Source organism: Kitasatospora sp. NPDC059673 (assembly GCF_042734215.1).
Classification (GTDB): domain Bacteria; phylum Actinomycetota; class Actinomycetes; order Streptomycetales; family Streptomycetaceae; genus Kitasatospora.
The window spans coordinates 1-25,324 of the sequence record NZ_JBHWEN010000043.1; the positions used below are offsets into that span (position 1 = coordinate 1).

The window sequence follows — 25,324 nt, forward strand, 5'->3', positions numbered from 1 at the left end:
GAAGACGGCCGGGGCCCTCACCGCGGTCCTCAGACCGCGATCGCGACCTCGGTGAACTCGCCCTGGGTGGCGACCACCTGGCGGTCCACGGTGGCGCCGGGCACCAGGGCCCGCAGGGTCCACTTGCCCGGGCGGGCGAAGAACCGGAACTGCCCGGTCGCCGAGGTGGGCACCTCGGCGGTGAACTCGCCGTTCTCGTCCAGCAGCCGCACGTAGCCGTTGACCGGCTCCTCGTTGCGGGTCACCGAACCCTGGATGATCGTCTCGTTCGCCACGTCAACTCCTGCCAGGTCCGGGCCGCCGGCCTTCGCACCGCACATGTCTGTTCTCCCTCTTCCTTGCTTCGCGCGAGCCGGGGCTCAGTTGCCGAGCTCGATCGGCACGCCGACCAGGCTGCCGTACTCGGTCCACGAGCCGTCGTAGTTCTTGACGTTCTGCTGGCCGAGCAGCTCGTGCAGGACGAACCAGGTGAGCGCGGAGCGCTCGCCGATCCGGCAGTAGGCGATGGTGTCGGTGGCCAGGTCGACGCCCTCGGCTTCGTAGAGCGCCTTCAGCTCGTCGTCGCTCTTGAAGGTGCCGTCGTCGTTGGCGTTCTTCGCCCACGGGATGTTCTTGGCGCTCGGCACGTGGCCGGGGCGCTGCGACTGCTCCTGCGGGAGGTGCGCCGGGGCGAGCAGCTTGCCGGAGAACTCGTCGGGCGAGCGGACGTCGACCAGGTTCAGGGTGCCGATCGCGTCGATCACCTCGTCGCGGAAGGCGCGGATCGAGGAGTCGGCCGGCTGCGCGGTGTACTGGGTGGCGGCCCGCTCGGGCTGCTCGACGACCAGCTCGCGGGAGTCGAGCTCCCACTTCTTGCGGCCGCCGTCCAGCAGGCGGACGTCGCCGTGGCCGTACAGCTTGAAGTACCAGTAGGCGTAGGAGGCGAACCAGTTGTTGTTGCCGCCGTACAGCACCACGGTGTCCTCGTTGGCGATGCCCTTGGCGGACAGCAGCGCCTCGAAGCCGGCCTGGTCGATGAAGTCACGGCGGACCGGGTCCTGCAGGTCCTTCTTCCAGTCGATCCGGACCGCGTTGCGGATGTGGTTCTTGTCGTAGGCGGCGGTGTCTTCGTCCACCTCGACGATGACGACCTTCGGGTCGTCCAGGTGGGCCTGGACCCAGTCGGCATCGACCAGGACGTCGCTGCGGCTCATGTGCTGTTTCTCCATCCGGGGGCGGTTGGCGGAAGGCTGCTGGAGGTTCTCCCGGGCCGCGTTGTCCGCATACCTGTCCGCATGGTGGGACGGCGTGAGGTGCGGCAGAGCCGGGTGATTCGATCGTGAGGGGTGCTCGTCGTCCCCGACACACCGGTGCGCAACTGCTACCGGTTCGCGGCGTCGGGACGGGGAAGGGCTTGCCGTGACTGGGGTCAGGACCGCCCGGTCAGCGCATGCGACACAGGCAGCTCGACACGCGGCAGTGGTCTACCGCCCGCCGCTTTGTGAGGTCCGCCTGTCGCTTCATGACGACGATGCTAGGGACTCCCAAGGGGCGCTGTCATCATCGTGTCGAATGCTGAGACCAGATCGCTCGGACTCTGAGATTTACCGGCTTTCCGCTACCTGCCGCCGGGCCCGGACCCCACGCGGGGGGCCGGGCGAAGCGGTGCTGCAGAGAGTTTTCCCGGCCGCGCTGGACAGCGCGTCTCGCCCACCGGACAGACCCGGGGCCTCAGCGCCCCAGCGAGGTGCCCGGGGCGACGGTGAAGCGCAACCGCACCCCGCCCGCCTCCGGGGTGGCCTCGGCCAGCGACAGTCCCTTGGGCAGCGCGGTCAGGTGGTACCGCTGGGGCTTCAGCCGGTCGCCCGCGAGGCCCTTCAACGCCGAGGCCGCGCCGGTCAGTTGGAGATTGTCGACGACCAGGTCGTTGCCCTCGCTGTGCAGCTTGCCCTCGATCCCGCCACCGGGCACCCCGGCCTTCACCATGCCGGGCCCGGCGTACTCCAGGCCGAGCAGGCCGCTGCCGCTCATGAATTTGGCGAGCTCCTTGTACTCGACCACGCCCTGGCCGTCGCCGTGCCCGACCGTCACACCCCGGTAGGAATCGGTGAACTTCACCTGCGACAGGCTGGCCCGGAACGAGTGCACCGTCACCTTCTCCTTGCCGTCGGTGACGGTCATCCCGTCCGAGGAGAGGCTGACCTGGTCGAGCTCGCCCGCCACCGCGCTGGTCAGGAAGGGGATGTCGCCGATCTCGACGTCCGGCTTGCCGGTCAGCCAGCCGGAGGAGACCGCGGCGTCGGCGGCCTGGTCCTCCGCCACCCCCACGGCCACCCGGTCGGCGGCGACCAGCAGGGCGCCCACGACCCCCAGGCCGATCAGCAGTTTCACCGCGCCACGCATCGCTTCCCCCTGAAACGGTCCGACCGGGCCGCTCCGTCGACGAACCGGCCCCGAAGACAGGACGATCGCACGGATCCCCGGGTTCCGGCGCGGCACTCGGGCAAATGCGCGCTCAGCCCCCGGCGAACGGCGGCAGCACCTCCACCGTGCCGCCCTCGGTCAGCGGCACCGCGGCGTGCTCCCGGCTGCCCACCGGATCGCCGTCCACCAGGAACGAGCACATCGTCAGCACCCGCAGCAGCTCCGGCCGCCCGGCGTGCGCGGCGCGCACCGCGGTCAGCGCCTCGGCCAGGGTGGCGGCCAGGTACGGCTCCTCGGCCCGGCCCGCCGCGGACTTGGCGGCGGCCCAGTAGCGGACCGTCCCACTCACCCGTACAGGTGAATCCGGCGTGGGACGGGCATCGGCGGTCGCGGTCACGGCAACCCCTCTCGGTGGTCCTCGCCCGGTACGGCGGCCGGCCCGGTGCGGCCCCCATCATCGCCCCCGGCCCCCGCCGCCGGGCAAACCTCCCAGGTCATCACGGGAGCGCAAGGTGTCGTACCTCACCCGTTCCGGGGCCACTCGCGGCCCCGTGCGCCGCTTGAGCCACTCCCGGCCGCGCGGGCGGTCGGCTATCCTCGATTCCGTAAGGGATCCGGGCAGAGTCGCCCCCGGGTCCTTTTGTGCTTTCAGGACGCCAGTAGGACGTTCTTGCGAACGGTGCCCCACCCGCACCGGCCGCCAGGCCGTCCCCACCGCCGACCGCACGACGACGTGCCGGCCGCCGGCGGACAGAGCGGAGGGCAGGCCGATGGACGAGGCACCAGTGGGACGCCGGGGGTTGCGGGACCCCCGGACGGCCACCGCCCCGTCCACCGCCGCCCCCTCCGGGCTGTCGGCGCTCCCCCACCCTGTACCGCGCCCGCCGTTCCCCCCGGCGGCCGCGACCGCGACGACCCGGAAAGGGGACTAACCGGGTATGAGTTCACTGCTCCTGCTGACCAACGCCCTGCAACCCTCCGCCGAGGTGCTGCCCGCCCTCGGCCTGCTGCTGCACAGCGTCCGGGTGGCCCCCGCCGAGGGGTCCGCCCTGGTCGACACTCCGAGCGCCGACGTGATCCTGGTCGACGGGCGCCGCGACCTGCCGCAGATCCGCAGCCTGTGCCAGCTGCTGCGGTCCACCGGCATCGGCAGCCCGCTGATCCTGGTGGTCACCGAGGGCGGCCTGGCCGCCGTCACCGCCGACTGGGGCATCGACGACGTGCTGCTGGACACCGCCGGGCCGGCCGAGGTCGAGGCCCGGCTGCGGCTCGCCCTCGGCCGGCTCCAGGTGGCCGCCGACGACTCCCCGATGGAGATCCGCAACGGCGAGCTGTCGGTCGACGAGGCCACCTACTCCGCCAAGCTCAAGGGCCGCGTCCTCGACCTCACCTTCAAGGAGTTCGAGCTGCTCAAATACCTGGCCCAGCACCCCGGGCGGGTGTTCACCCGGGCCCAGCTGCTCCAGGAGGTGTGGGGCTACGACTACTTCGGCGGCACCCGCACCGTGGACGTCCACGTGCGCCGGCTGCGGGCCAAACTCGGCGTCGAGAACGAGCAGTTGATCGGCACCGTCCGCAACGTCGGCTACCGCTTCGTGGTCCCGGAGCGGGCCGACAAGAGCGCCGACCGGGCCGAGCCGGGCAGAGCCGCGGCCCGCCGCGGACGCTGACCGGCCGTCGGACGGGCCGGGCGGCGCCACCCCTCGCCCGGCTTGCCCGGATCGGTCCGGTTCGGCCCGAAAAGCACCCCGTCCCACCGGGCAAGACCCCGGCAAGAGGCACCTGACCACACGCGTAGACTCCCCCCGTGGCCAAGGTGACGCGCGACGATGTAGCCCGACTGGCTGGGACCTCGACCGCGGTCGTCAGCTATGTGATCAACAACGGTCCCCGCCCGGTCGCCCCGGCGACCCGGGAGAAGGTGCTGGCCGCGATCGAGCAGCTCGGGTACCGCCCGAACTCCGTCGCCCAGGCGATGGCCTCCCGGCGCACCAACCTGATCGGCATGGTCGTCCCCGACGCCCGGCAGCCCTTCTTCGCGGAGATGGCGCACGCCGTGGAACGCGCCGCCTCCGAGCGCGGCAAGCTCGTGCTGATCGGCAACTCCGACTACGTCGACGACCGCGAGGTGCACTACGTCCGCGCCTTCCTCGGCATGCGGGTCTCCGGCCTGATCCTGGTCAGCCAGGGCCCCTCGCAGCGCGCCGCCGAGGAGTTCGCCGCCATGGAGGGCGCCAAGGTGGTGCTGCTGCACCGCCGCCCCGAGGCGATCGACGACGTCGCCGTGGTCACCGACGACGTCGGCGGCTCCGAACTGGTCGTCCGTCACCTGCTCGAAGTGCACGGTCACCCGTACGTGGCGTGCTTCGGCGGCCCGGTCGAATCGCCCGCCCCCGGTGACCCGGTCATCGACCACGTGGCCGGCTGGGAACTCGCCATGGCCGCGCACGGCCTGCCCACCGAGCCGTACCTGATCGACGCCCCGTTCCACCGCTACGGCGCCTACCAGGTCGCGCTGGACCTGCTCGCCTCCGACCGGCGGCCGCCCGCGATCTTCTGCTCCACCGACGACCAGGCCATCGGCGTGCTGCGGGCCGCCCGCGAACTCGGCCTGAAGGTCGGCGAGGACCTCGCGGTGGCCGGCTTCGACGACATCCCGGAGGCCGGGTTCGCCGACCCGCCGCTCACCACCGTCGCCTCCGACCGGGACGCGATGGCCCGGGCCGCCGTCGACCTGGTCCTCGACGACTCGCTGATGGTGCCCGGCAGCGACACCGAACGGGTCCGCAAGTTCCCGTCCCGGCTGGTCGTACGGCGTTCCTGCGGCTGCTCCGGCGAAACCGGCTGAACCCCGAAACCTGACTTCTGGGGCCTGACCAGGCTTTATGAGAAGCTGACGAGCTTCTCGGGGAACTCGAACCGCCCTCTCATCGAACGTTCATGAAGCGGGCGGAACGTCGTCTCCATGAGCGACCAGCACCGCAGCACCCACGAGCCCCACCCCCAGGACGGCGGCGCGGGCTGGCTCCCGCCGACGCCGCCCGCCGACCTCTCCGGCCCCGATCTGCCGCCGCCGCCCCGCGGGCACCGCGCCCGGCGCGGCCTGCTGAGGAGCCGCCTCGTCCTGGCCACCGCCGTCGCCACGGTGGCCGCCCTGCTCGGCGGCGTCACCGGCGGCGTCCTGGTGAGCGAGCGGGACAGCTCCGCCCGCACCGCCGCGGACAGCGCCCTGGTCCGCCCGGTGGCCGCCAATGCCGACGGCAGCGCCAACGTCTCGGCGATCGCCGCCGCACTCTCCCCCGCCGTCGTGCAGATCACCGTCAAGACCGGCAGCGGCACCGCGACCGGCACCGGCGTGATCCTCACCGCCGACGGACAGATCCTCACCAACTACCACGTCATCTCCGGCGCGGTGAACGGCGGCCGGGCCACCGTCACCTTCCACGACGGCCGGACCGCCTCCGCCACCGTCACCGGCACCGACAAGGCCCTGGACACCGCCGTCATCACCGCCTCCGGCGTCAGCGGCCTCACCACCGCCGTGCTCGGCGATTCCGACGCCACCGCCGTCGGCGACCCCGTCGTCGCCATCGGCAACCCGGAGGGCCTCACCGGCACCGTCACCTCCGGCATCATCTCCGCCAAGAACCGCCCCGTCACCGTCCAGGTCGACGAGGGCACCACCCGCGGGAACGGCGGCTTCGGCCTCCCCAACCTGCCCGGACTGCGCGGCTCCACCGGCGCCACCGGCTCCGACACCGCCACCTACCAGGCGCTGCAGACCGACGCCGCCCTCAACCCCGGCAACTCCGGCGGCCCGCTGATCAACGCCGCCGGCCAGGTCATCGGCCTCAACTCGGCCATGTACTCCGCGAGCGGCTCCGGTTCCACCGGCGGCACCGAGGCCGGCAGCGTCGGCCTCGGCTTCGCCATCCCGATCAACAGCGTCAAGCACGTGCTGCCGCAGCTGCAGGCCGGCAAGAACCTCTGACACCCGCCGGTTCCGTCCCCGAGCGACGGACAATGGCCACGACCGCACCGGACTGAGAAAGGGCCCCGCGCCGATGACTCCCCCCGCCGACGACCGCACCCCTGCCGAGGCCCCGGGCGCCGGCGCCCGCGTCCTCGTGGTCGACGACGAACCCGCCCTGCGCGACGCGCTGGAATCCAGCCTCGCCTTCGAGGGCTACCAGGTCACCACCGCCACCGACGGCCACGAAGCGCTCACCGCCGTCGAACGCGACCGCCCCGACCTGGTCCTGCTCGACATCATGATGCCGCGCATGGACGGCCTCACCGCCGTCCGCCGGATGCGCTCGCGCGGCGACACCGTCCCCGTCCTGATGCTCACCGCGCGGGACGCCGTCGGCGACCGCGTCACCGGACTCGACGTCGGCGCCGACGACTACCTCGCCAAGCCCTTCGAACTCGACGAACTCCTCGCCCGGGTCCGCGCCCTGCTCCGCCGCAACGCCCTCGCCACCGAGGCCGCCGCCCGCACCGCCACCGACGGGAACGGCGGCGAGGTGCTCGCCTTCGCCGACCTGCGGATGAACACCGCCACCCGCGAGGTCACCCGGGCCGGCGCCACCATCGAACTCACCCGCACCGAATTCATGCTGCTGGAGATGTTCCTCTCCCACCCGCGCCAGGTGCTCACCCGGGAACAGATCCTCAAGGCCGTCTGGGGCTTCGACTTCGAGCCCTCCTCCAACTCCCTCGACGTCTACGTCATGTATCTGCGCCGCAAGACCGAACAGCACGGCATGCCCCGCATCATCCAGACCGTCCGCGGCGTCGGCTACGCGCTGCGCACCGCCACCAGTGGCGCCGCGGCGTGAAGCCGATCGGCCGGTTCACGGGGTGGTTCCGCAGCAGATCCCTGCGGAGCCGACTGGCCATGCTCACGGCTGCCGCGGTGGCGGTGGCCATCGCGGTGGTGGCGGCGGCCAGTTGGCTGCTGGTCCGCGAGCGGCTCTACCAGGAGCTGCACGACACCCTCGCCGCCGCACCCCGGAGCCCGGTGGCGCCGCCCGACCGGGGGCAGCTGCACTGCGGCGCGACCCCGGCCGAGGCGCTGGCGAACGTCCCCGCCGGGGGCAGTGGCCGGTTCGGCCCGCAGAAGTACGACTTCCAGTACCTCCTGCCCGACGGCACCGTCTGCCTGACCGGCGATGCCACCCGGGCCATCCAGGTGGTGCCGGGCGACACCACGCCGCTGCCCAGGAACACCCAGGCGGACTACCGCACCGGCCACTACACCGACAGCGACGACCGCGCGCAGGTGCGGCGTACCAACTCCTCGGTCCTGGTGGGCAAGTTCCAGCAGCCGCAGCCCGCTGTCCTGCTGACCGCCCTGCCCACCGACGGGGTGCAGCGTTCGCTCAGCTCCCTCGCCCTGCTGATGACCGCCGTCGCCGGCCTCGGCGTCCTCGGGGCCGGTGTGGCCGGACGCGTCGTCGCCCGGTCCGCGCTCAAGCCGGTCGACCAACTCACCGACGCCGTCGAGCACATCGCCCGCACCGAAGAAGTCGGCGCCACCATCCCCGTCAACGGCAGCGACGAGATCGCCCGGCTCTCCACCTCGTTCAACTCGATGTCCACCGCCCTCGCCAACTCCCGCGAGCGGCAGACCCGCCTGATCGCCGACGCCGGGCACGAACTCCGCACCCCGCTCACCTCCCTGCGTACCAACGTCGACCTGCTGATCCGGTCCGATGCGCAGGGCCGGGCGCTGCCGCCGGAGACCAGGGCGCGGATGCTGGGCAACATGAAGGCGCAGATGCAGGAGCTGACGGTGCTGATCGGCGACCTGCTGCAGCTCTCCCGCCCGGACACCCCGAACCCGGAGGCGGTGCGCACCGTGGTGCCGTTCCACGAGACGGTGGAGCGGGCGCTGGAGCGGGGGCGGCTGCGCGGGCCGGCGCTGACCTTCACCACCGAGGTCAACCCCTGGTACGTGCACGGCGATCCGGCCGCGCTCGAACGCGCGGTGATCAACCTGCTGGACAACGCGGTGAAGTACTCGCCACCGTCCGGCACCGTCGAAGTACGCCTGCGCGCGGGCCGGTTGACGGTCCGCGACCACGGCCCGGGCATCCCGGCCGAGGAACTCCCGTTCGTCTTCGACCGGTTCTGGCGCTCCCCGTCCTCCCGCCAACTCCCGGGCTCGGGACTGGGATTGTCCATCGTCGCGCAGACCGTCCGGGACACCGGCGGCCAGGTCTCGCTGGGGCCCGCGGCGGACGGCGGCCCGGGAGCGCAGGCGGTGATGGTGCTGCCGGGGCAGCCGGACGACCCGCGCTGAACACGCCGGAGGGCGGAGCACCGAAGTGCCCCGCCCTCCGCGACGACTGACTCGTCAGCCGGTCTGGCCGGCCTTGATGACCTTGATCCGGTTCTGGGCCGGCGCGGTGATCGGGGCGGTGGCGGAGCTGTGGTTGCTCAGGTACGTGTTGAAGACGTCCAGGTCGGACGGACCGTCGACCTTGTCGGTACCGGCCGCGAAGGCCGGGAAGCCGTCGCCGCCACCGGCCAGGAACTCGTTGGCGGCGACCCGGTACTTGGCGTTCGGGTCCACGGGGGCGCCGTTCAGGCGGACCGAGTCGAGGACCACGCGGTCCGCGCCGGCCTTGTTCAGGTCCAGCGTGTAGGCGAGGTTGCCGGAGATCTGCAGGATCTTCGGGGCGGCCGTGTTGGAGCCGGAGACCTGCTGCTGCAGGACCTGGATCAGCTGGGCGCCGGTGAGGGTCTTGACCTTCATCATGTTGGTGAACGGCTGGACGGTGAACGCCTCGCCGTAGGTCACCACCCCGTCGCCCTCACCGCCGGACGCCTTGTAGACCAGGTCCGAGCGGATGCCGCCGGGGTTCATGAAAGCGACCTGCGCGCCGCCCTTGTCGGCGGGCGCCAGACCGTCCAGCTGCGCGTCGGCGATCAGGTCGCCGAGCGGCTTCTCCAGGGCGCTGGAGCCGCGGCCGTTGATGTCGGCGCTGATCCAGCCGACGGGGCGGTTGGCGATCGGCGCGGCCAGCGCGCTGTACCGCTTTATCAGGTCGTTCAGGTCGCCCGCCGCGTCAGTGCGGCGCACCACGTGGTTGGCGGCGGTCACCGACGGGCGGACGATGGTGCCGTTGCGCTTGTCCAGCTTGAGGTCGATCTCGGTGTACAGGCGGCCGAACGAGGCGGCGCTGGTGACCGAGCGGGGCACGCCGTTCGGGTCCGGGATCATGCAGGCGTACGAGTTGTGGGTGTGACCGGTGACGATCGCGCCGACCGCCGGGTCGAGGCGCTTGGCGATGTCCACGATCGGGCCGGAGACGCCGGAGCCGCCCGCACCGCAGTCGTAGTTGTAGACGCTGCTGGCCGGGAAGCCGCCCTCGTGGATCAGCGCGACCACCGAGTTGACGCCCTGGCGCTTCAGCTCTGCGGTGTACTTGTTGATCGTCTCGACCTCGTTGCCGAACTTGAGGCCCTGCACGCCGGCGGCGGTGACGATGTTCGGGGTGCCCTCCAGGGTCACGCCGATGAAGCCGACCTTCACGCCGCGGACGTTCTTCACCCAGTACGGCTTGAGCAGCGGCTTGCCGGTCTTCTCGTTGGTGACGTTGGCCGCCAGGTACGGGAAGTCGGCGCCCTCGAAGGTCCGGCCCTCCTCGTAGCAGCCGTCGGTCGGGTGGCAGCCGCCGTTCTGCATGCGCAGCAGCTCGGCCGAGCCCTCGTCGAACTCGTGGTTGCCCACCGAGGTGACGTCGAGGCCGATCTTGTTCATCGCCTCGATGGTCGGCTCGTCGTGGAACAGGCCGGAGACCAGCGGGCTGGCGCCGATCAGGTCACCGGCTGCCACGGTGATGCTGTTCGGGTGGCCCTGGCGAGCGTCGCGCAGCGCGGTGGCCAGGTACGCGACGCCACCCGCGGGGGTGGGCGGGTCGACGGGCTTGCCGGTGGCCGGGTCGATCTCGTTGATGGTGCCGGACGAGCCCGCCGGCGGCTCCAGGTTGCCGTGCAGGTCGTTGATGGCGAGGAGCTGCAGGTCCTCGAACTTCGGCTTGTCCTGGCCGTGCCCGTGGGCCTCGGCGGTGGCCGGAAGGGCCATCGAGCCGATGAGGGCAGCAGCCGCGGCGACCGCGAGCGCGGTCCTGCGGCGGCCGGTGGAACCGGATATGGGCATGAAGGTCCCCTGCACCGTCGGGGCCGCGACGGACGGCGGCCTGGCGTTGTATCGGGGAGCAGCCTAGGGTCCACGCGCGTAGCTGTCAGGAACCCTGGGGTAACGAGCTGGTATCCGAAGCCTGACGAATCCTCCGCTGACCCCGGCTCAGCCCCCGTGCGACAGTCAGATCCTGGGCTGGGACGCCAGCTGCTGCTCGGCCCGTTCCCGCTCGGCCATCGCATCCTCGGTCATCGCGCGGTCGGTGTACACCAGCGGACGCTCGGCCTCGGTGATGATGTGCTTGACCACCTGCACATTGCCGTTGACGTCCCACACCGCGATGCCCGGCGACAGCGTCGGAATGATCTCCACCGCCCAGCGCGGCAGGCCCAGCACCCGGCCGGTGGCCCTGGCCTCCTCCGCCTTCTGCATGTAGATGGTGCGGGTGGAGGCCATCTTCAGAATCGCCGAGGCCTCCTTCGCCGCCGCCCCGTCCACCACGTCCGACAGGTGGTGCACCACGGCCACGAAGGACAGACCCAGCCGCCGCCCGAACTTCAGCAGCCGCTGGAACAGCTGCGCCACGAACGGGCTGTTGATGATGTGCCAGGCCTCCTCGACCAGGAAGATCCGCTTCACCCGGTCCGGCCGCAGCCAGGTGTGCTCCAACCACACCCCGACGATCGCCATCAGGATCGGCATCGCGATCGAGTTCCGGTCGATGTGCGAGAGGTCGAAAACGATCAGCGGCGCGTCCAGGTCGATGCCCGCCGAGGTCGGGCCGTCGAACATGCCGCGCAGGTCACCGTCGACCAGCCGGTCCAGCACCAGCGCCACGTCCAGGCCCCAGGACTGCACCTCGCCGACCTCCACGCCCAGCGACTCCACCGCCGACAGGTCCGGGCTGCGCAGCGTGTCGATGATGTCGTTCAGCACCGGCTGACGGTCCTTCACCGTGGCGTGCACGTACGCGTGCGCGGCCTTCAGCGCGAAACCGGCCCGCTCCTCCAGCGAGCGGCCCATCGCCACCTCGATGATGGTGCGCAGCAGCGACAGCTGACCGGTGGTGGTGATCGCCGGGTCCAGCGGGTTCAGCTTCACCCCGCCGTCCCGGGCCGCCATCGGGTCCAGCCGGATGGACTTTATCCCCAGCGCGTTGGCGATCAGGTTCCACTCGCCGACGCCGTCCTCGCCCTGCGCGTCCAGCACCACCACCTGGCGGTCGCGGAACCTCAACTGCCGCAGCACGTACGTCTTCTCCAACGCCGACTTGCCGTTGCCGGACTCCCCCAGCACCAGCCAGTGCGGGGCCGGCAACTGCTGGCCGTACAGCTGGAACGGGTCGTAGACGTAACCCTTGCCGCTGTACACCTCGCGGCCGATGATCACCCCGGAGTCGCCCAGGCCGGGCGCCGCCGTCGGCAGGTACACCGCCTGCGCCTGGCCGCTGGAGGTGCGCACCGGCAGCCGGGTGGTCTCCACCCGGCCGAACAGGGCGCTGGCGAAGGCGTCGGTGAGATTGCCGATCATGAGCGGGCCTCCGGGAGGGTCAGCGGCGGATGCCGGTGGCGAACGGCAGGGTGTTGGCGAACGCCCGGTGGTGCTCGCGGTCGCACCACTCCAGCTTCAGGTAGCTCTTGCCGGCCGAGGCGCGGATGGTCCGCTTGTCCCGGGCCAGCGCCTCCGGGCTGCGCGAGGACACGGTCAGGTAGCCCACCAGGTTCACCCCGGCCGCGCCGGACGCCAGGTCGTCGCCACGCTGGTCCACCCGGCCGGTGTGCGCCAGGTCGCGCGGGTCCACCGTGCGGTTCATCTTCGCCGCCCGGCTGGCCTCCGCCTCGTCGTTGGTCTTTTCGGTGAGCATCCGCTCGATCGCCACGTCGGTCGGCTCCAGGTCCATGGTGACCGCGACCGTCCGGATCACGTCCGGGGTGTGCACCAGCAGCGGCGCCAGGAAGTTCACCCCGACCGGGGTCAGCGGCCACTCCTTGATCCACGCGGTGGCGTGGCACCACGGCTCCCGGGTCGCCGACTCCCGGGTCTTCGCCGTCAGGTACTGCGGGTGCGTGGCATCCAGCTCGGCCGGCCAGGCGTTGCGCCGGCTCATCGCCTGGATGTGGTCGATCGGGTGGTCCGGGTCGTACATCGAGTGGATCAGCGACGCCAGCCGGGCCTGCCCCAGCGGCTGCCGCACCCGGATGTCCGCCTCCGCCAACCGGGCGCAGATGTCCGTCAGTTCACGCGCCATCACGGTCGCCAGACCGTCATCGCCACGATCCCGCTTGCCCTCGTCCCGCCCGTACGCGGTACGCCCCATCGCGTGCGCCTCGGACGCCAGGTCGCGGGTGTACTGCATGCACGCCACCAGGTACGCCCGGTGCTGCTCCGAGGAGGTCGACACCATCGACTGCAACTGGTCGTAGCTCTCCTGCAGCCAGCGCGGTGCCGAGTGGTCGCCGCGCCGCTCCACGTCCTTGGCGTGCGCGTCCGGGTCGGCCGGCAGAGTACGGGCCAGGATCTGCAGGCGCGTCACGAAGCCGTCGCCGTTGGCCACATGCTTCAGCAGGGTGCCGAACCGGTCGACCAGCGCCTCCTGGTCCTCCGAGTCGCGCAGGCCCACACCCGGGCCCTCGATCTCGATCGCCGCCGTCACCGTGCGCCGCTCCAGATGCATCAGCACCGTGACCTCGTCCGGCCCGAACGGCGCCGTCAGCCAGCGCAGCCGCCCCACCCCCGGCGGAGGACCGACCTCCACCTCGCGCCCGTCCAGCCGCGTCCCGGCCTCGTGCACGTCCGGCTTCCACACCGCCCGGCCGCTGCGCACCGTACGCCGGTACGTCCGGTTGATCTCCACCCACTTGTAGAACGTCCGCCGCCGGTACGGCACGTACACCGCCATGATCGCCAGCAGCGGGAAGCCCACCAGGCCGGCCAGCCGCAGCGTCAGGATCGGCACCCCGAGACCCCACAGCATGCCCAGGCCCGCGCCGGCGATGATCAGCACGATCTCGCCGGTCTCCCGGTTGCGCCCGATCGGCGCGTTCGGACGCGCCTTGCCGATCAGGTAGCTGCGGCGCTGCTGGGCATAAGGCTGGGCGTACTGGGTGCCGTACTGGCCGAACTGTTCGCTGCTCATCTACCCGTCACCCTCCCTTCGGGTTGTTGACCGGGGCCTGGGACTGCGGGGGCGGCACGGCCGCCCGACCGGGGTTGGCGGGCCGGGACGCGTGCGCGGCGATACCCGGGGCCACCCCGCCACCGCCACCCGCACCCGGGGAGCCGCCCCCGCCCTGCGGGCCGCCACGCGAACCGTGCGTCGAAATACCCTGCTTCACGAAGTTCGCCGGGCCGTTGATCATCGCACTGCCCGCCTGCACCGCACTCGCCCGGGCCCGTCGCATCGCCAGCAGCTCGTCACCGAAGCCCGGCACGAACCGGTACACCGCGGCGCTCGCGAAGATCGACAGGAACAGGATCGCCAGCCCGCTCAGCACCCGCGCGAAGTCGTCGTCCGCGCCCGCACCGGTCGCCACCGCACCCGCCAGGCCCAGGATGATCACGATGATCGGCTTCGCCAGATCGATCGCCAGCATCATCGCCGCCCACCGGCGCACGTGCTTCCACAGCTGCTTGTCCACCAGCCCCGCGTACACCGCCGTCCCCAACAGCGCACCCACGTACAGCATCGCCGCCCGGATCACCAGCTCGATCCACAGCACCGCCGCGGCCAGCACCGCCACCAGCGACACGATGATCAGGATCAGCGGGCCACCGCCCATGCTGCCCTTGTCCAAGGTGTCCGCGAACCCGCCCAGATACGTACCGGTGTCGGACTTCGTCCCCGCCGCGATCGCATCCGTCAGCCCGTCGGTGACCGTCACCACCGTGTACAGGATCAGCGGCGTGAACGCCGAGGCGATCACCGTCAGCCACAGGAACCCGACTGCCTCGCCGAACGCCTGCCCCAGCGCCGCACCGCGCACCGCCCGCTTCGTCACCGCCAGCAGCCACAGCACCAGCGTGACCACCGTCGACACCGCGAACACCACCGCGTACTGCTGCAGGAACGCCGCGTTGGTGAAATCGACCTTCGTCGTCCCGTCGATCGCCCCCGCCAACTGCCGCACCACCCAGGCCGCCGCCTGCGCACACCCCTTCGCCAACGACCCCAGCGGGTCCGTCACCGAGGAGACCGCGTCCCCGCCGACCACCTGCGCCCCGGGGGGAGCGCACTGGCTCCCGGCACCGGGCAGCGGCACGTTCTGGGCCTCGCAGGTGGACGACGGGGAGGGCGACGGATCGGCGGCGACTCGCTGCGCGACCACCAGCGCGGTGAGTTGAAGGCTGCTCAGCGCGGCGCCGAGCACCCCGGCCCGGCCCAGGAAGCGCAGTCTGGACGCGTCAGCGGGCATAGCGGAACCCTCCGAACTGCTGGACGGCATCGGCGATCTCTTTCGCGGTGGCCGCCTGCTGGTCGCCCGGCAGGGGGGCGGGGCCCGCGGCGCGGGAGTAGTCGGTGAGTTTCCAGTCGCTGCCGGTCCAGCGCATGGTGACGGTCAGGGTGTACCAGTCCTGGCTGACCGGGTTGGTGGAGTCCTCGCCGGCCAGGCCGTAGAGCCCGGTGCACCAGACGTCGACCTTGGTGGCGGTGTCGGCGCCGTTGGTGGTGCGGGTGCCGACCGGGACGATCCGGCTGACGAAGGTCTGCCCCTTCGGTGCCCGACCCTGCGCGTCCAGGCCGAACCGGGCCACCGTCTCCGGGGAGAACGCCTGGTCCAGGCGGGACTGGAGGGTGGCGAGGACGGTGGGGTCGGCGAGGGTGGCGAGGACGGTGTGGCGGGTGTCGGGGCGGAACATGTCGGTGGAGCCGAGCGCGACCGCGTAGTTGGCGGCGGCGGACTGCGCCCCCTGGTCGGTGTGGGGGTAGCCGGTGGCGATGCCGTTGGTGGTGGTGGTGACGGGCTGTTGGCCGGTCGCGGCGGTGTGGTCGGCGGCGGGGGCGGTCCCGCCGCGGGCCTGGTCGCCGGAGGTCGCGGCGGGGGTGCGGCCGGGTACGGCCTTGTCCCGGTTGGCGATGGCGACGGCGATCACCAGCAGGGTGACGACGCCGAGGATGGTCAGGAGGGTGCGAAGGGGCCGGGCCTGGCGGCCGGCCACGGGGGCGGTCTGTTCGGCGACCGGTAGCCGCGTACGGGTGTGCGGCTGGTCGTCGGACAACGGCACGGGGGCCCTCCTGGTGCGGCGTCACCGCGTCGGGGACGCGGCGGCGTGACGGGTGTTCTCGGTGTCGGCGCGCGGAACGTGGATCTGCGCGAGGGGGGACTGGAGTTGTCCGATCGTCAGATCGCCATGCCGTACACAATGGTGAACAGGGTGCCGAGCGAACCGATGATGAACACGCCGGTCAGGCCGGCGATGATCAGCCCCTTGCCCTGCTCGGCGCTGAACGTGTCGCGCATCGCGGTGGCGCCGATCCGCTGCTTGGCGGCGCCCCAGATCGCGATGCCCAGGCAGACCAGGATGGCGACGGCCATCACGACCTGGACCATCACGCGGGCCGAGGAGCCGAGCGAGGCGAACGGGCCCCAGTCGGGGGCGATGCCGCCGATGATGGTGTCGATGCCGGCCTTCTTGGGCGGGTCCTCCGCCAGGTACCCGATCACTGTGCTGTCCACGTTCAGGTTCATCCCATCTCACCGCCCGATCAGGAAAATTCAAGGCCCCGGACCACGGTCGAGCGAAGGGGCAGGTCCTATTCTTGGCCAGATCTGACGTCGACTTGGCTGCTTCTCGCGGATTGCTCGTGGTAACCGGACGTCTGAGCCAGGATGTCCGGTAGTCCGAGGATACTGCCCGCCCTTGGTATCTGTGATGATTGCACCGGGCAATAACGCAACAGGACATGGCTGCTGACGAACCGTCGGGATGGTGCGGGATGGTGCTCCGGAAGGCTCGGCTCGCTGGTGCCGCGACCGCGGTGGTGGCCATCGGGTTCGTCGGGGTGGTGACGCTGGGGACGTACGCGGCCAGCGGGGCGCCGGAGCGCGCCGGTGAACTGACGCTGTCGGGTGGGACGGTGCCCGCGCAGTACCGGGCGCAGATCCAGAAGTGGGGCGCCCTGTGCCCGGAGATCTCGGCGCCGATGCTGGCCGCGCAGCTGTACCAGGAGAGCGGTTTCGACCCGACGGCGAAGAGCCCGGCGAAGGCGTACGGGATGGCCCAGTTCCTGGAGGGGACGTGGGCGTCGTACGGGACGGACGGCAACGGCGACGGCAAGTCGGACATCTGGAACCCGGACGACGCGATCGCCTCCGCCGCCACCTACGACTGTGCGCTGGCCCGGGATGTGGCCAAGGTGCCCGGGGACAAGCAGGCCAACATGCTGGCCGCGTACAACGCCGGGCCGTACGCGGTGATCCAGTACCACGGGGTGCCTCCGTACAAGGAGACCCAGGGGTACGTGAAGAGCATCCAGTCGCTGGCGAAGTCGTTCACCGCGCCGCCGAAGGCGGGGGCGCAGTTGGCGCTCTCCAAGGAGGCGGCGGGGGCGATCTACTTCGCGCAGAGCAAGCTCGGCATCGACTACATGTGGGGTGGCACCGGGCAGACCTGGGAGGACGGGCGGTTCGACTGCTCGGGCCTGACCCAGGCGGCGTTCAGGAGTGTGGGCATCGAGCTGCCCCGGGTGGCCAACGACCAGTGGTACAGCGGGCCGCACCCGTCCCGCGACCAGCTCCGGCCCGGCGACCTGGTGTTCTTCGCCAATGATCTGGAGGACCCGCGCACCATCCACCACGTGGGCCTCTATGTCGGCGGCGGCTACATGATCGACGCCCCGCACACCGGCGCCAAGGTGCGCTACGACAAGATCGACCAGCGGGACTACATCGGGGCGACCCGGGTCACCCCGGACGGCGCGGCCGCGCTGCCCGCCCGGAACAAGAACGACGGCACCATCACGGCGGGTCAAGGACCGGTAAAGAGCTGACGGGCCGTCCGCTCGGCATGTGCATGCGGGGTGGACGGTGAGTCAAGTTTGCATAACAGCACGTTTCGGCGGAACCCCGAGTGGCCCGGATCGCGTTGACTCAGGAGGCTGCCGGACGTCCGCACCCGGCCGCACGGATCGGGAACCACTGCGGAAATGCGGACAGGGAGGTGCGGCGTGGCCACGCTGCTCGCCGATGCGGGAGCCGGTTCGGGCGACCCCGACCTCGGCCTGCTCAAGGCAGTCAACAGCCTGGCCGCCGACGCGCCCGGCTGGCTGGACTCACTGGTCGCCTGGACCGCCGAGTACGGCATCCTGCTGGGCCTGGCCGCGATCGGACTGACCGCCTGGCTGAGCGCCCGCCGCCGCCCCGACGCGCCGGTCGCCGTCGCCGGGGTGCTGTGGGCGCCCATCGCGGTGGCCATCGCCGAGCTCGCCAACCTGCCGATCTCGGCCATCGTCGACCGGCCCCGCCCGTTCGTCGACCACCCCGAGATCGACGTGCTGGTGCCCGGCAAGGAGGACACCCTCTCCTTCGTCAGCGACCACTCCGCGATGTCCATGGGCATCGCCGTCGCGCTGTTCCTGGTCAACCGCAAACTCGGGGTGGCCGCCGGCGCGCTCGCCCTGCTGCAGGGCTTCTGCCGGATGTACGTGGGCGTGCACTACCCGACGGACGTGATCGGCGGCTACGCGCTGGCCACCGCCGTGGTGCTGCTGCTCGCGCCGATCGCGATGGCCGTGCTGGTGCCGCTGTGCCATGCGCTCTCCCGGACGGCGCTGCGACCGCTGGTGGTGGCCAAGGCCCCGGCGGCGGCCGGTGGTCGGCGCCGCTCGGCCGGGCAGGCCGGCGGCCGGACGAGCCGCTCGGGCCGGCGTGCCGACCGCGACCGGGAGTCCGACCTGGCGGCCTGACCGCCGCGGAAAGGCCCGGTCAGTCGGTCGGCTCCGGGTCGGTCAGGTGCTCGGCCGCGTCCCGCCGGGCCCGGTCGCGGGAGCGCCGCCCGGGCGCGAACCAGCCGCAGTCGCACTGGGCGAAGCAGAAGGAGCCGCGCTCCACCACCTCGGGTCGATGGTCGCTGCGCGCTGCCACGCCGGTCGTCTCCGGCTGCCGGTCTGCCACGTCCTTCACGGTAGCCCTCTCCTGTCACACGCCGGTACGTGTTCGGCGAAGGGTCAGTCGCGCGTAACCTTCCGGACCCCAACTCGTTTGCCTGGCAGGCGCGCTGTCCATCCGGGGCGGCTGCCGGCCGGGTCGTCCGGGGCCAGGGGGTTGTCGAAGACGTGAAGAAGCTCTACCGGGCCGCTGCCGCGGCCGCGCTCGCCGGCGTGCTGACCGCCTGCACCGGCGGTGGGCAGAACCAGGACAGCTCCACCGACCGGCTGTCCGCCGACCCGCTGACCGCGGTGCGCTCCGCCGCCGACATCACCGGCCGCACCGGCTCGGCGCACGCGTCCACCGAGCTGAGCACCGAGTCCGCCGAGAAGAAGACGGTGTTCCACGGCACCGGCGGCTACGACTACGTGAAGCGGCTGGGCCGGCTGGAGATCGACGTCCCGTCCGGGGCCGCCACCAGCGGGAGGATCGTCGAGGTGGTGCTGCCCGGCACGGTCTACCTGCAGAACAGCGGCGCCAAGATCCCCGAGGGCAAGTGGGTCAAGCTGGACGTCCGCCAGCTCCCGGACGGCAACCTGGTGAGCTCGGGCGCCACCGACCCGGCGTCCGCCGCGGGCGCGCTGCGCGGCGCGCAGAACGCCGAGCTGGTCGGTGCCGAGACGGTGAACGGCGTGGAGCTGAAGCATTACAAGGGCACCCTGGACTTGGTGAAGGCCGCCGACGCGACCGGCGGCCGCGGCGCGGACGGCCTGCGGATGGCCGGGCAGACCTTCACGGTCAAGGAAGTCCCGTACGAGGTCTGGCTGGACGGCCAGGGCCGGCTGCACAAGGTGGTGGAGAACTTCACCTTCGCCGGGGTGGCCGGCTCCACCGCCGCGAAGGACCAGGTGAAGGTGGTCTCCACGCTGTCGCTGACCGACTTCGGCAAGCCGGTGGAGGCCGCCGAGCCGTCCGCCGCCGACCTCTGGTCGATGCCGGCCTCGCCCTCCCCGAAGTGACCGTCCCACCCGTTTCGGACACCAGAGATGGCCCGTCCGTGCCATGTGGGCAGGCCTCCCGCTGCCTACGCTGGTACGGGGGCGGGTCGGCACGGACGGGGCGCGGAAGGGGTGGAGGCCAATGGCAACCGGGGAGAGCGGCACCGGCGGCCACGACAGCACCGCGCTGGACGAGATCGACCTGGCCGGTGAGCTGATGATCGCCGCCTCGGCCAGCCGCGCCGAGCGGCTGGCCGCCGAGCAGATCGACCAGGTACTGCTGCGCAGGGACGACGAACAGCCGGCCGACACGGACGGCTGAACGGACGTCAGGAGTCAGGGCGTCAGGTGCGGAGCAGTCGCGCGATGGCCGCGCTGGCCTCGGAGACCTTGGCGTTCAGCTCCTCACCGCCGTCCTCCGCGGCGGCCGCGGCCGCCACGCAGTGCGCCAGGTGCTCCTCCAGCAGGACCAGGGCGAAGGACTGCAGCGCCTTGGTCGAGGCGGAGACCTGGGTGAGGATGTCGATGCAGTAGACGTCCTCGTCGACCATCCGCTGCAGGCCGCGGATCTGACCCTCGATCCGGCGCAGTCGCTTCAGGTGTGCTTCCTTGTCGCTGCTGTAACCGTGCGGCCCGGCGCCCTGCGCCGCTCCGTGGCACGCCGGTGCGATGTCGGTGCTGGGGGTGTCGATGGTGGTCATCCCGGTCCGCCCTCTTGGTTTCGGTACTCGGCCCTCCCCCAGCCTTCGGCCGGGAGGTGCCCCCAGTCTCCAACATCCGGCGCCGGTCTGGTGTTCCGCCGTCCGGGCGTCAGGGCACAGATCCCCGTGCAGAGCGGGAGCAAACCGGCGTGTCGTGGGCCACACTTAGGGCGCGCGTCGGCAGCCCCGTGCCCGGACATGGCGGACGTGCGCCTAGCATCGTCAAGTACCGACCCCGCACATCGGAGATTTCCGTGCGTTTTAGCCTGACCCCGAAGGAGACGAGCTTCTACGACATGTTCGCCGCCGCGGCGGAGAACCTTGTCGTCGGATCGAAGCTCCTGCTGGAACTACTGGGCTCGGACGTGTCCGCCCGCGCGGAGATCGTCGAGCGCATGCGCGCCGCCGAGCACGCCGGGGACGACACCACCCATGCGATCTTCCACCAGCTGAACTCCTCCTTCATCACGCCGTTCGACCGGGAGGACATCTACGCCCTGGCGTCCTCGCTGGACGACATCATGGACTTCATGGAGGAGGCCGTCGACCTGGTCGTGCTGTACGACATCGAGACCCTCCCGAAGGGCATCGAGCAGCAGATCGAGGTGCTGGCCCGGGCCGCCGAGCTGACCGCCGAGGCGATGCCCAACCTGCGGTCGATGTCGAACCTCACCGAGTACTGGATCGAGGTCAACCGGCTGGAGAACCAGGCGGACCAGATCCACCGCAAGCTGCTGGCCCACCTGTTCTCCGGCCAGTACGACGCGATCGAGGTGCTGAAGCTCAAGCAGGTCGTGGACGTCCTCGAAGAGGCCGCCGACGCGTTCGAGCACGTGGCCAACACGGTGGAGACCATCGCCGTCAAGGAGTCCTGAGCTCCGTGGACATGGCAGCACTGATCGTCGTCATCGGCGTCGCTTTCTTCTTCACTTACACGAACGGCTTCCACGACTCCGCGAACGCGATCGCCACCTCGGTCTCCACCCGGGCGCTGACCCCCAGGGCGGCGCTGGCGATGGCCGCGGTGATGAACCTGGCGGGCGCCTTCCTCGGCAGCGGGGTGGCGAAGACCGTCTCCAAGGGGATCATCGAGACCCCGACCGGTTCCCAGGGCATGGCGATCCTGTTCGCCGGCCTGGTCGGCGCGATCGCCTGGAACCTGGTGACCTGGTACTTCGGCCTGCCGTCCTCCTCCTCGCACGCCCTGTTCGGCGGCCTGGTGGGCGCGGCGCTGGCGGGCGGTACCGAGGTGATCTGGCACGGGGTGGTCGAGAAGATCATCCTTCCGATGATCATTTCGCCGATCGTCGGCCTGGTCGGCGGCTTCCTGGTGATGCTGGCGATCCTGTGGATCTTCCGGAAGGCCAACCCGCACAAGGCCAAGCGCAACTTCCGGGTGGCGCAGACCGCCTCGGCGGCCGCGATGGCGCTGGCGCACGGCCTGCAGGACGCCCAGAAGACCATGGGCATCGTGGTGATGGCGCTGACCATCTCCGGCCACCAGTCCGGCAACGGCATCCCGATCTGGGTGAAGCTCTCCTGCGCCACGATGCTCTCGCTGGGCACCTACGCGGGCGGCTGGCGGATCATGCGCACCCTCGGCCGGAAGATCATCGAGCTGGACCCGCCGCAGGGCTTCGCCGCCGAGGCCACCGCCTCCACGGTCATGTACATCACCTCGTTCGTCTACGCGGCGCCGATCTCCACCACCCACGTGATCACCTCGGCGATCATGGGTGTGGGCGCCACCAAGCGGGTCCGGGCAGTCCGCTGGGGCGTGGCGAAGAACATCGTGATGGGCTGGTTCATCACCATGCCGGCGGCGGCGATCGTGGCCGCCGCGATGTACGGACTGGTCGACCTGCTCATCCTCTGACCGCACGTCCGTACCGCGGCAGAGCGGAAGGGCCCGCCCCCACAGCACGGGGGCGGGCCCTTCTTCGGCTCCGCGGCGGCACCGCCATGCAGCACCGCGGAGCAGCTGGTGCGCTCCGCCGCCGGAGGGCGGCGGAGCCGGTCAGCCGAAGCGGCCGGAGATGTAGTCCTCGGTGGCCTGCACCGACGGGTTGGAGAAGATCCGCTGGGTGTCGTCCAGCTCGATCAGCTTGCCGGGCTGGCCGACGCCCGCCAGGTTGAAGAACGCGGTGCGGTCGGAGACGCGCGCCGCCTGCTGCATGTTGTGGGTCACGATCACGATGGTGAACTGCGACTTCAGCTCACCGATCAGGTCCTCGATGGCGAGGGTGGAGATCGGGTCGAGGGCCGAGCAGGGCTCGTCCATCAGCAGCACCTCGGGCTCGACCGCGATCGCCCGGGCGATGCACAGGCGCTGCTGCTGGCCGCCGGACAGGCCCGCGCCGGGCTTGTTCAGACGGTCCTTGACCTCCTTCCAGAGGTTGGCGCCCTGCAGGGACTTCTCCACCACGCCGTCCAGGACGGACTTCTTCTTCACGCCGGCCAGCCGCAGGCCGGCCACCACGTTGTCGTAGATCGACATGGTGGGGAACGGGTTGGGCCGCTGGAACACCATGCCGACCGAGCGGCGGACGGCGACCGGGTCGACGTTCGAGCCGTACAGGTTCTCGTCGTCGAGCATCACCTTGCCCTCGACCCGGGCGCCGGGGATCACCTCGTGCATCCGGTTGAGGGTGCGCAGGAAGGTGGACTTGCCGCAGCCGGAGGGGCCGATGAACGCCGTCACCGAGCGGGGCTCGATGGTCATCGAGATGTCCTCGATGGCGCGGGTGGAGCCGTAGTACGCGGACAGTCCGCTGACGTCGATGCGCTTGGCCATGATCTTTCGTCTTCTCTCGTCTGTTCGTACGTCAGTCGGGGTCAGCGTCCGCCCTTGGGCGCGCGCCAGCGGGCGATGCCTCGGGCGATGAGGTTGAGCCCCATCACGAAGGCGATCAGCACCAGCGCCGCGCCCCAGGCGCGCGAGTAGCCGAAGTCGTTGTTGACCTGCGAGTACTGCTGCCAGATGTAGAGCGGCAGGGACTGCTGAGGTCCGTTGAACGGGTCGCTGTTGATGAAGTCGGCGCCGAACACCAGCATCATCACGGGGGCGGTCTCACCGGTGATGCGGGCGACCGCCAGCATCACACCGGTGGTGATTCCGCCGATGGCCGTCGGGAGGACGATCCGCAGGATGGTCTTCCAGCGCGGCACGCCGAGCGCGTACGAGGCTTCCCGCAGCTCGTTCGGGACGAGCTTGAGCATCTCCTCGGTCGAGCGGACCACGACCGGCATCATCAGGATCGCCAGCGCGAGGCTGCCGGAGAAGCCCGAGTACTGGAAGCCGAGGAGGATGTTCCAGAGCGAGAGGATGAACAGACCGGCGACGACCGACGGGATGCCCGTCATCACGTCGACGAAGAAGGTGACCGCCTTGGCGAGCCGGCCGCGGCCGTACTCCACCAGGTAGACGGCGGTGAGCAGGCCGATCGGTGCGGCGATCAGGGTGGCCAGCAGGACCTGCTCGATGGTGCCGATGATGGCGTGGTAGATGCCGCCGTCCGGGCTGAGGGTGGCGACGACGCCCTTCATCGAGTGGCTGAGGAACTCGGGGCTGATCGCCCCGATGCCCTGCTGCACGGTGTAGAAGGTCAGCGAGACCAGCGGCACCACGGCGCAGATGAAGGCGACCCACACCAGCGAGGTGGCGAAGCGGTCCTTGGCCTGCCGGCGGCCCTCCACCGAGGCGGAGACGGCGTAGCTGGCGACCAGGAAGAGCAGGGCGGAGATCAGGCCCCACTGCAGGTGGCTCTTCAGTCCGGCGACGGCGCCGAAGCCGCAGCCGAGGACGATCGCGGCCACGGCGATCCCGGCGGGCGCCCAGCGGGGCAGCCGGGCCGCGGTCAGCCGGTGGCTGAGCTGCGGAGCGGTGGCGTCGGTGACGGTGGTGACGGTACTCACGCGGCGGCCCCCGAGTACTCCTTGCGGCGGGCGATGATGACGCGGGCGGCACCGTTCACCAGCAGGGTGATCACGAACAGGACGAGACCGGAGGCCATCAGGGCGTCCCGGCCGAGCGGCTGGGCCTCGTTGAACTTCAGCGCGATGTTCTCCGCGAAGGTGCCGCCGCCCGGGTCGAGCAGGTGCAGCGACAGCTTGCTGTTGGTGGACAGCACGGTGGCGACCGCGATGGTCTCGCCGAGCGCGCGGCCCAGGCCCAGCATGGACGCGGAGATGATGCCGGGGCGGCCGAACGGCAGCACCGCGGTGCGGACCATCTCCCAGCGGGTCGCGCCCAGCGCGAGCGCCGCCTCCTCGTGCATCCGCGGGACCTGCCGGAACACCTCGCGGGTGACCGCGGTGATGATCGGCAGCACCATGATCGCCAGCAGGATGCCGACGGTGAACAGGTTGCGCGGCAGGACGCCGGCGCTGGACTGGTCGAAGATGTACGTCCAGCCGAGGTACTGGTCCATCCAGCTGGTCAGGCCGTCCATGTGCGGGACCAGGAACAGCACGCCCCACAGGCCGTAGACGATCGACGGGACGGCGGCCAGCAGGTCCACCAGGTAGGCGAACGGCTGGGCGATCCGGCGCGGCGCGTAGTGCGAGATGAACAGCGCGATGCCGACCGCGACCGGGACCGCGATGAGCATCGCGATGAGGGCGCTGACCAGGGTGCCGAAGGCGAGCACGGCGATGCCGAACACCGGTGTCGCGGCGTCCGGCGTCCACTCGAAGGTGGTGAGGAAGTTGCCCTCGTTCTTGCCCAGGGCCAGGGCCGAGCGGTAGGCCAGGAAGCCTGCGATGGCGGCCATGATGACCAGCAGCAGGACGCCCGCACCGCGGGAGAGGTTGAAGAACACGGCGTCACCGCGACGGCTGTCGCGGCGTCGTGGGGTCCGTCCCCGCGCGTCGGCGGGGGAGGAAGAAGTCATGATCGTTTACTCCGGTCTGGCGGCGCTGCCCCGCGGAGGGCGGCACCTTGGCGGCGGTGCCCCGGACGTTCTGATGGTGGGTGCTACGGGTGGT

General features: G+C 71.0%; 26 protein-coding genes. 11 read left to right on the forward strand and 15 right to left on the reverse strand.

Annotated elements, in window-relative coordinates; all coding sequences use genetic code 11:
• Nucleotides 1–29: 29 nt before the first annotated feature.
• From ACFV18_RS31495 to ACFV18_RS31510, 4 genes are all read right to left on the reverse strand, one after another.
• Nucleotides 30–320, reverse strand: coding sequence for a DUF1416 domain-containing protein (locus ACFV18_RS31495; protein ID WP_035864892.1), 291 nt, complete (start codon nucleotides 318–320; stop codon nucleotides 30–32).
• Nucleotides 321–359: 39 nt separating this feature from the next.
• Complete coding sequence (locus ACFV18_RS31500) at nucleotides 360–1,193, reverse strand: sulfurtransferase (RefSeq protein WP_380488710.1); 834 nt, start codon at nucleotides 1,191–1,193, stop codon at nucleotides 360–362.
• A gap of 517 nt (nucleotides 1,194–1,710) precedes the next feature.
• The gene (locus ACFV18_RS31505) at nucleotides 1,711–2,382 is read right to left on the reverse strand and encodes a DUF2993 domain-containing protein (RefSeq protein WP_380488711.1); all 672 of its coding nucleotides are present in this window, start codon (nucleotides 2,380–2,382) and stop codon (nucleotides 1,711–1,713) included.
• A gap of 112 nt (nucleotides 2,383–2,494) precedes the next feature.
• The gene (locus ACFV18_RS31510; RefSeq protein ID WP_380488712.1) at nucleotides 2,495–2,752 is read right to left on the reverse strand and encodes a MoaD/ThiS family protein; all 258 of its coding nucleotides are present in this window, start codon (nucleotides 2,750–2,752) and stop codon (nucleotides 2,495–2,497) included.
• Nucleotides 2,753–3,341: 589 nt separating this feature from the next.
• Between ACFV18_RS31510 and ACFV18_RS31515 the strand changes: the two genes are divergently transcribed.
• The 5 genes from ACFV18_RS31515 (at nucleotide 3,342) to ACFV18_RS31535 (ending at nucleotide 8,710) form a co-directional block, all read left to right on the forward strand.
• Complete coding sequence (locus ACFV18_RS31515) at nucleotides 3,342–4,073, forward strand: winged-helix domain-containing protein (RefSeq protein WP_380488713.1); 732 nt, start codon at nucleotides 3,342–3,344, stop codon at nucleotides 4,071–4,073.
• 137 nt (nucleotides 4,074–4,210) lie between these two features.
• On the forward strand, nucleotides 4,211–5,251 hold the full coding sequence (locus tag ACFV18_RS31520; RefSeq protein WP_380488714.1) for a LacI family DNA-binding transcriptional regulator: 1,041 nt from the start codon (nucleotides 4,211–4,213) through the stop codon (nucleotides 5,249–5,251).
• Between the two features lie 117 nt (nucleotides 5,252–5,368).
• Nucleotides 5,369–6,394 carry a S1C family serine protease gene (locus tag ACFV18_RS31525; RefSeq protein WP_380488715.1) on the forward strand — a complete coding sequence of 342 codons (1,026 nt, stop codon included), beginning with the start codon at nucleotides 5,369–5,371 and terminating at the stop codon, nucleotides 6,392–6,394.
• A 73-nt stretch (nucleotides 6,395–6,467) separates the two neighbouring features.
• Nucleotides 6,468–7,244 carry a response regulator transcription factor gene (locus ACFV18_RS31530; RefSeq protein WP_380488716.1) on the forward strand — a complete coding sequence of 259 codons (777 nt, stop codon included), beginning with the start codon at nucleotides 6,468–6,470 and terminating at the stop codon, nucleotides 7,242–7,244.
• 59 nt (nucleotides 7,245–7,303) lie between these two features.
• Nucleotides 7,304–8,710, forward strand: a complete 1,407-nt coding sequence (locus ACFV18_RS31535; RefSeq protein WP_380488717.1) for a sensor histidine kinase — start codon at nucleotides 7,304–7,306, stop codon at nucleotides 8,708–8,710.
• 54 nt (nucleotides 8,711–8,764) lie between these two features.
• Here the strand turns inward: ACFV18_RS31535 and ACFV18_RS31540 are convergent, their stop codons facing one another.
• From ACFV18_RS31540 to ACFV18_RS31565, 6 genes are all read right to left on the reverse strand, one after another.
• Entirely contained in the window at nucleotides 8,765–10,573 is a 1,809-nt protein-coding gene (locus ACFV18_RS31540; protein ID WP_380488718.1) for a bifunctional metallophosphatase/5'-nucleotidase, read from the reverse strand.
• A gap of 165 nt (nucleotides 10,574–10,738) precedes the next feature.
• Nucleotides 10,739–12,085, reverse strand: a complete 1,347-nt coding sequence (locus tag ACFV18_RS31545) for an ATP-binding protein (RefSeq protein ID WP_380488719.1) — start codon at nucleotides 12,083–12,085, stop codon at nucleotides 10,739–10,741.
• 19 nt (nucleotides 12,086–12,104) lie between these two features.
• Nucleotides 12,105–13,691: an SCO6880 family protein gene (locus tag ACFV18_RS31550; RefSeq protein ID WP_380488720.1), complete on the reverse strand. Its 1,587-nt coding sequence runs from the start codon at nucleotides 13,689–13,691 to the stop codon at nucleotides 12,105–12,107.
• A gap of 7 nt (nucleotides 13,692–13,698) precedes the next feature.
• On the reverse strand, nucleotides 13,699–14,967 hold the full coding sequence (locus ACFV18_RS31555; protein WP_380488721.1) for a hypothetical protein: 1,269 nt from the start codon (nucleotides 14,965–14,967) through the stop codon (nucleotides 13,699–13,701).
• Nucleotides 14,957–15,778 (reverse strand): hypothetical protein, encoded by an 822-nt coding sequence (locus ACFV18_RS31560; RefSeq protein ID WP_380488722.1) that lies wholly within the window; start codon nucleotides 15,776–15,778, stop codon nucleotides 14,957–14,959. The genes ACFV18_RS31555 and ACFV18_RS31560 overlap by 11 nt, the downstream gene beginning before the upstream one ends.
• A gap of 116 nt (nucleotides 15,779–15,894) precedes the next feature.
• Nucleotides 15,895–16,242 carry a hypothetical protein gene (locus ACFV18_RS31565; RefSeq protein ID WP_380488723.1) on the reverse strand — a complete coding sequence of 116 codons (348 nt, stop codon included), beginning with the start codon at nucleotides 16,240–16,242 and terminating at the stop codon, nucleotides 15,895–15,897.
• Nucleotides 16,243–16,490: 248 nt separating this feature from the next.
• Between ACFV18_RS31565 and ACFV18_RS31570 the strand changes: the two genes are divergently transcribed.
• A complete protein-coding gene (locus ACFV18_RS31570) occupies nucleotides 16,491–17,543 on the forward strand; it encodes an NlpC/P60 family protein (RefSeq protein ID WP_380488724.1) in 1,053 nt (350 codons plus the stop codon).
• Nucleotides 17,544–17,720: 177 nt separating this feature from the next.
• Nucleotides 17,721–18,458 carry a phosphatase PAP2 family protein gene (locus tag ACFV18_RS31575; RefSeq protein WP_380488725.1) on the forward strand — a complete coding sequence of 246 codons (738 nt, stop codon included), beginning with the start codon at nucleotides 17,721–17,723 and terminating at the stop codon, nucleotides 18,456–18,458.
• 19 nt (nucleotides 18,459–18,477) lie between these two features.
• Here the strand turns inward: ACFV18_RS31575 and ACFV18_RS31580 are convergent, their stop codons facing one another.
• Complete coding sequence (locus tag ACFV18_RS31580) at nucleotides 18,478–18,675, reverse strand: hypothetical protein (RefSeq protein WP_380488726.1); 198 nt, start codon at nucleotides 18,673–18,675, stop codon at nucleotides 18,478–18,480.
• A gap of 152 nt (nucleotides 18,676–18,827) precedes the next feature.
• On the opposite strand from ACFV18_RS31580, the gene ACFV18_RS31585 reads away from it, so the two are divergent.
• Both ACFV18_RS31585 and ACFV18_RS31590 read left to right on the forward strand, forming a co-directional pair.
• Nucleotides 18,828–19,658 carry a hypothetical protein gene (locus ACFV18_RS31585; RefSeq protein ID WP_380488727.1) on the forward strand — a complete coding sequence of 277 codons (831 nt, stop codon included), beginning with the start codon at nucleotides 18,828–18,830 and terminating at the stop codon, nucleotides 19,656–19,658.
• A gap of 121 nt (nucleotides 19,659–19,779) precedes the next feature.
• On the forward strand, nucleotides 19,780–19,959 hold the full coding sequence (locus ACFV18_RS31590; RefSeq protein ID WP_380488728.1) for a hypothetical protein: 180 nt from the start codon (nucleotides 19,780–19,782) through the stop codon (nucleotides 19,957–19,959).
• Between the two features lie 22 nt (nucleotides 19,960–19,981).
• Here the strand turns inward: ACFV18_RS31590 and ACFV18_RS31595 are convergent, their stop codons facing one another.
• A complete protein-coding gene (locus ACFV18_RS31595) occupies nucleotides 19,982–20,338 on the reverse strand; it encodes a metal-sensitive transcriptional regulator (protein WP_380488729.1) in 357 nt (118 codons plus the stop codon).
• A gap of 254 nt (nucleotides 20,339–20,592) precedes the next feature.
• On the opposite strand from ACFV18_RS31595, the gene ACFV18_RS31600 reads away from it, so the two are divergent.
• Entirely contained in the window at nucleotides 20,593–21,213 is a 621-nt protein-coding gene (locus ACFV18_RS31600; RefSeq protein WP_380488730.1) for a DUF47 domain-containing protein, read from the forward strand.
• Between the two features lie 5 nt (nucleotides 21,214–21,218).
• Nucleotides 21,219–22,214, forward strand: a complete 996-nt coding sequence (locus ACFV18_RS31605) for an anion permease (protein ID WP_380488731.1) — start codon at nucleotides 21,219–21,221, stop codon at nucleotides 22,212–22,214.
• A 141-nt stretch (nucleotides 22,215–22,355) separates the two neighbouring features.
• On the opposite strand, the gene pstB is transcribed toward ACFV18_RS31605, so the two are convergent.
• Genes pstB through pstC form a run of 3 tightly spaced genes read right to left on the reverse strand, consistent with a single transcriptional unit; the run spans nucleotide 22,356 to nucleotide 25,230 of the window.
• Nucleotides 22,356–23,132 (reverse strand): phosphate ABC transporter ATP-binding protein PstB, encoded by a 777-nt coding sequence (pstB, locus tag ACFV18_RS31610; protein ID WP_380488732.1) that lies wholly within the window; start codon nucleotides 23,130–23,132, stop codon nucleotides 22,356–22,358.
• A gap of 41 nt (nucleotides 23,133–23,173) precedes the next feature.
• Complete coding sequence (pstA, locus tag ACFV18_RS31615) at nucleotides 23,174–24,253, reverse strand: phosphate ABC transporter permease PstA (RefSeq protein ID WP_380488733.1); 1,080 nt, start codon at nucleotides 24,251–24,253, stop codon at nucleotides 23,174–23,176.
• Entirely contained in the window at nucleotides 24,250–25,230 is a 981-nt protein-coding gene (gene pstC / locus ACFV18_RS31620; protein ID WP_380488734.1) for a phosphate ABC transporter permease subunit PstC, read from the reverse strand. The genes pstA and pstC overlap by 4 nt, the downstream gene beginning before the upstream one ends.
• Nucleotides 25,231–25,324 lie beyond the last annotated feature (94 nt).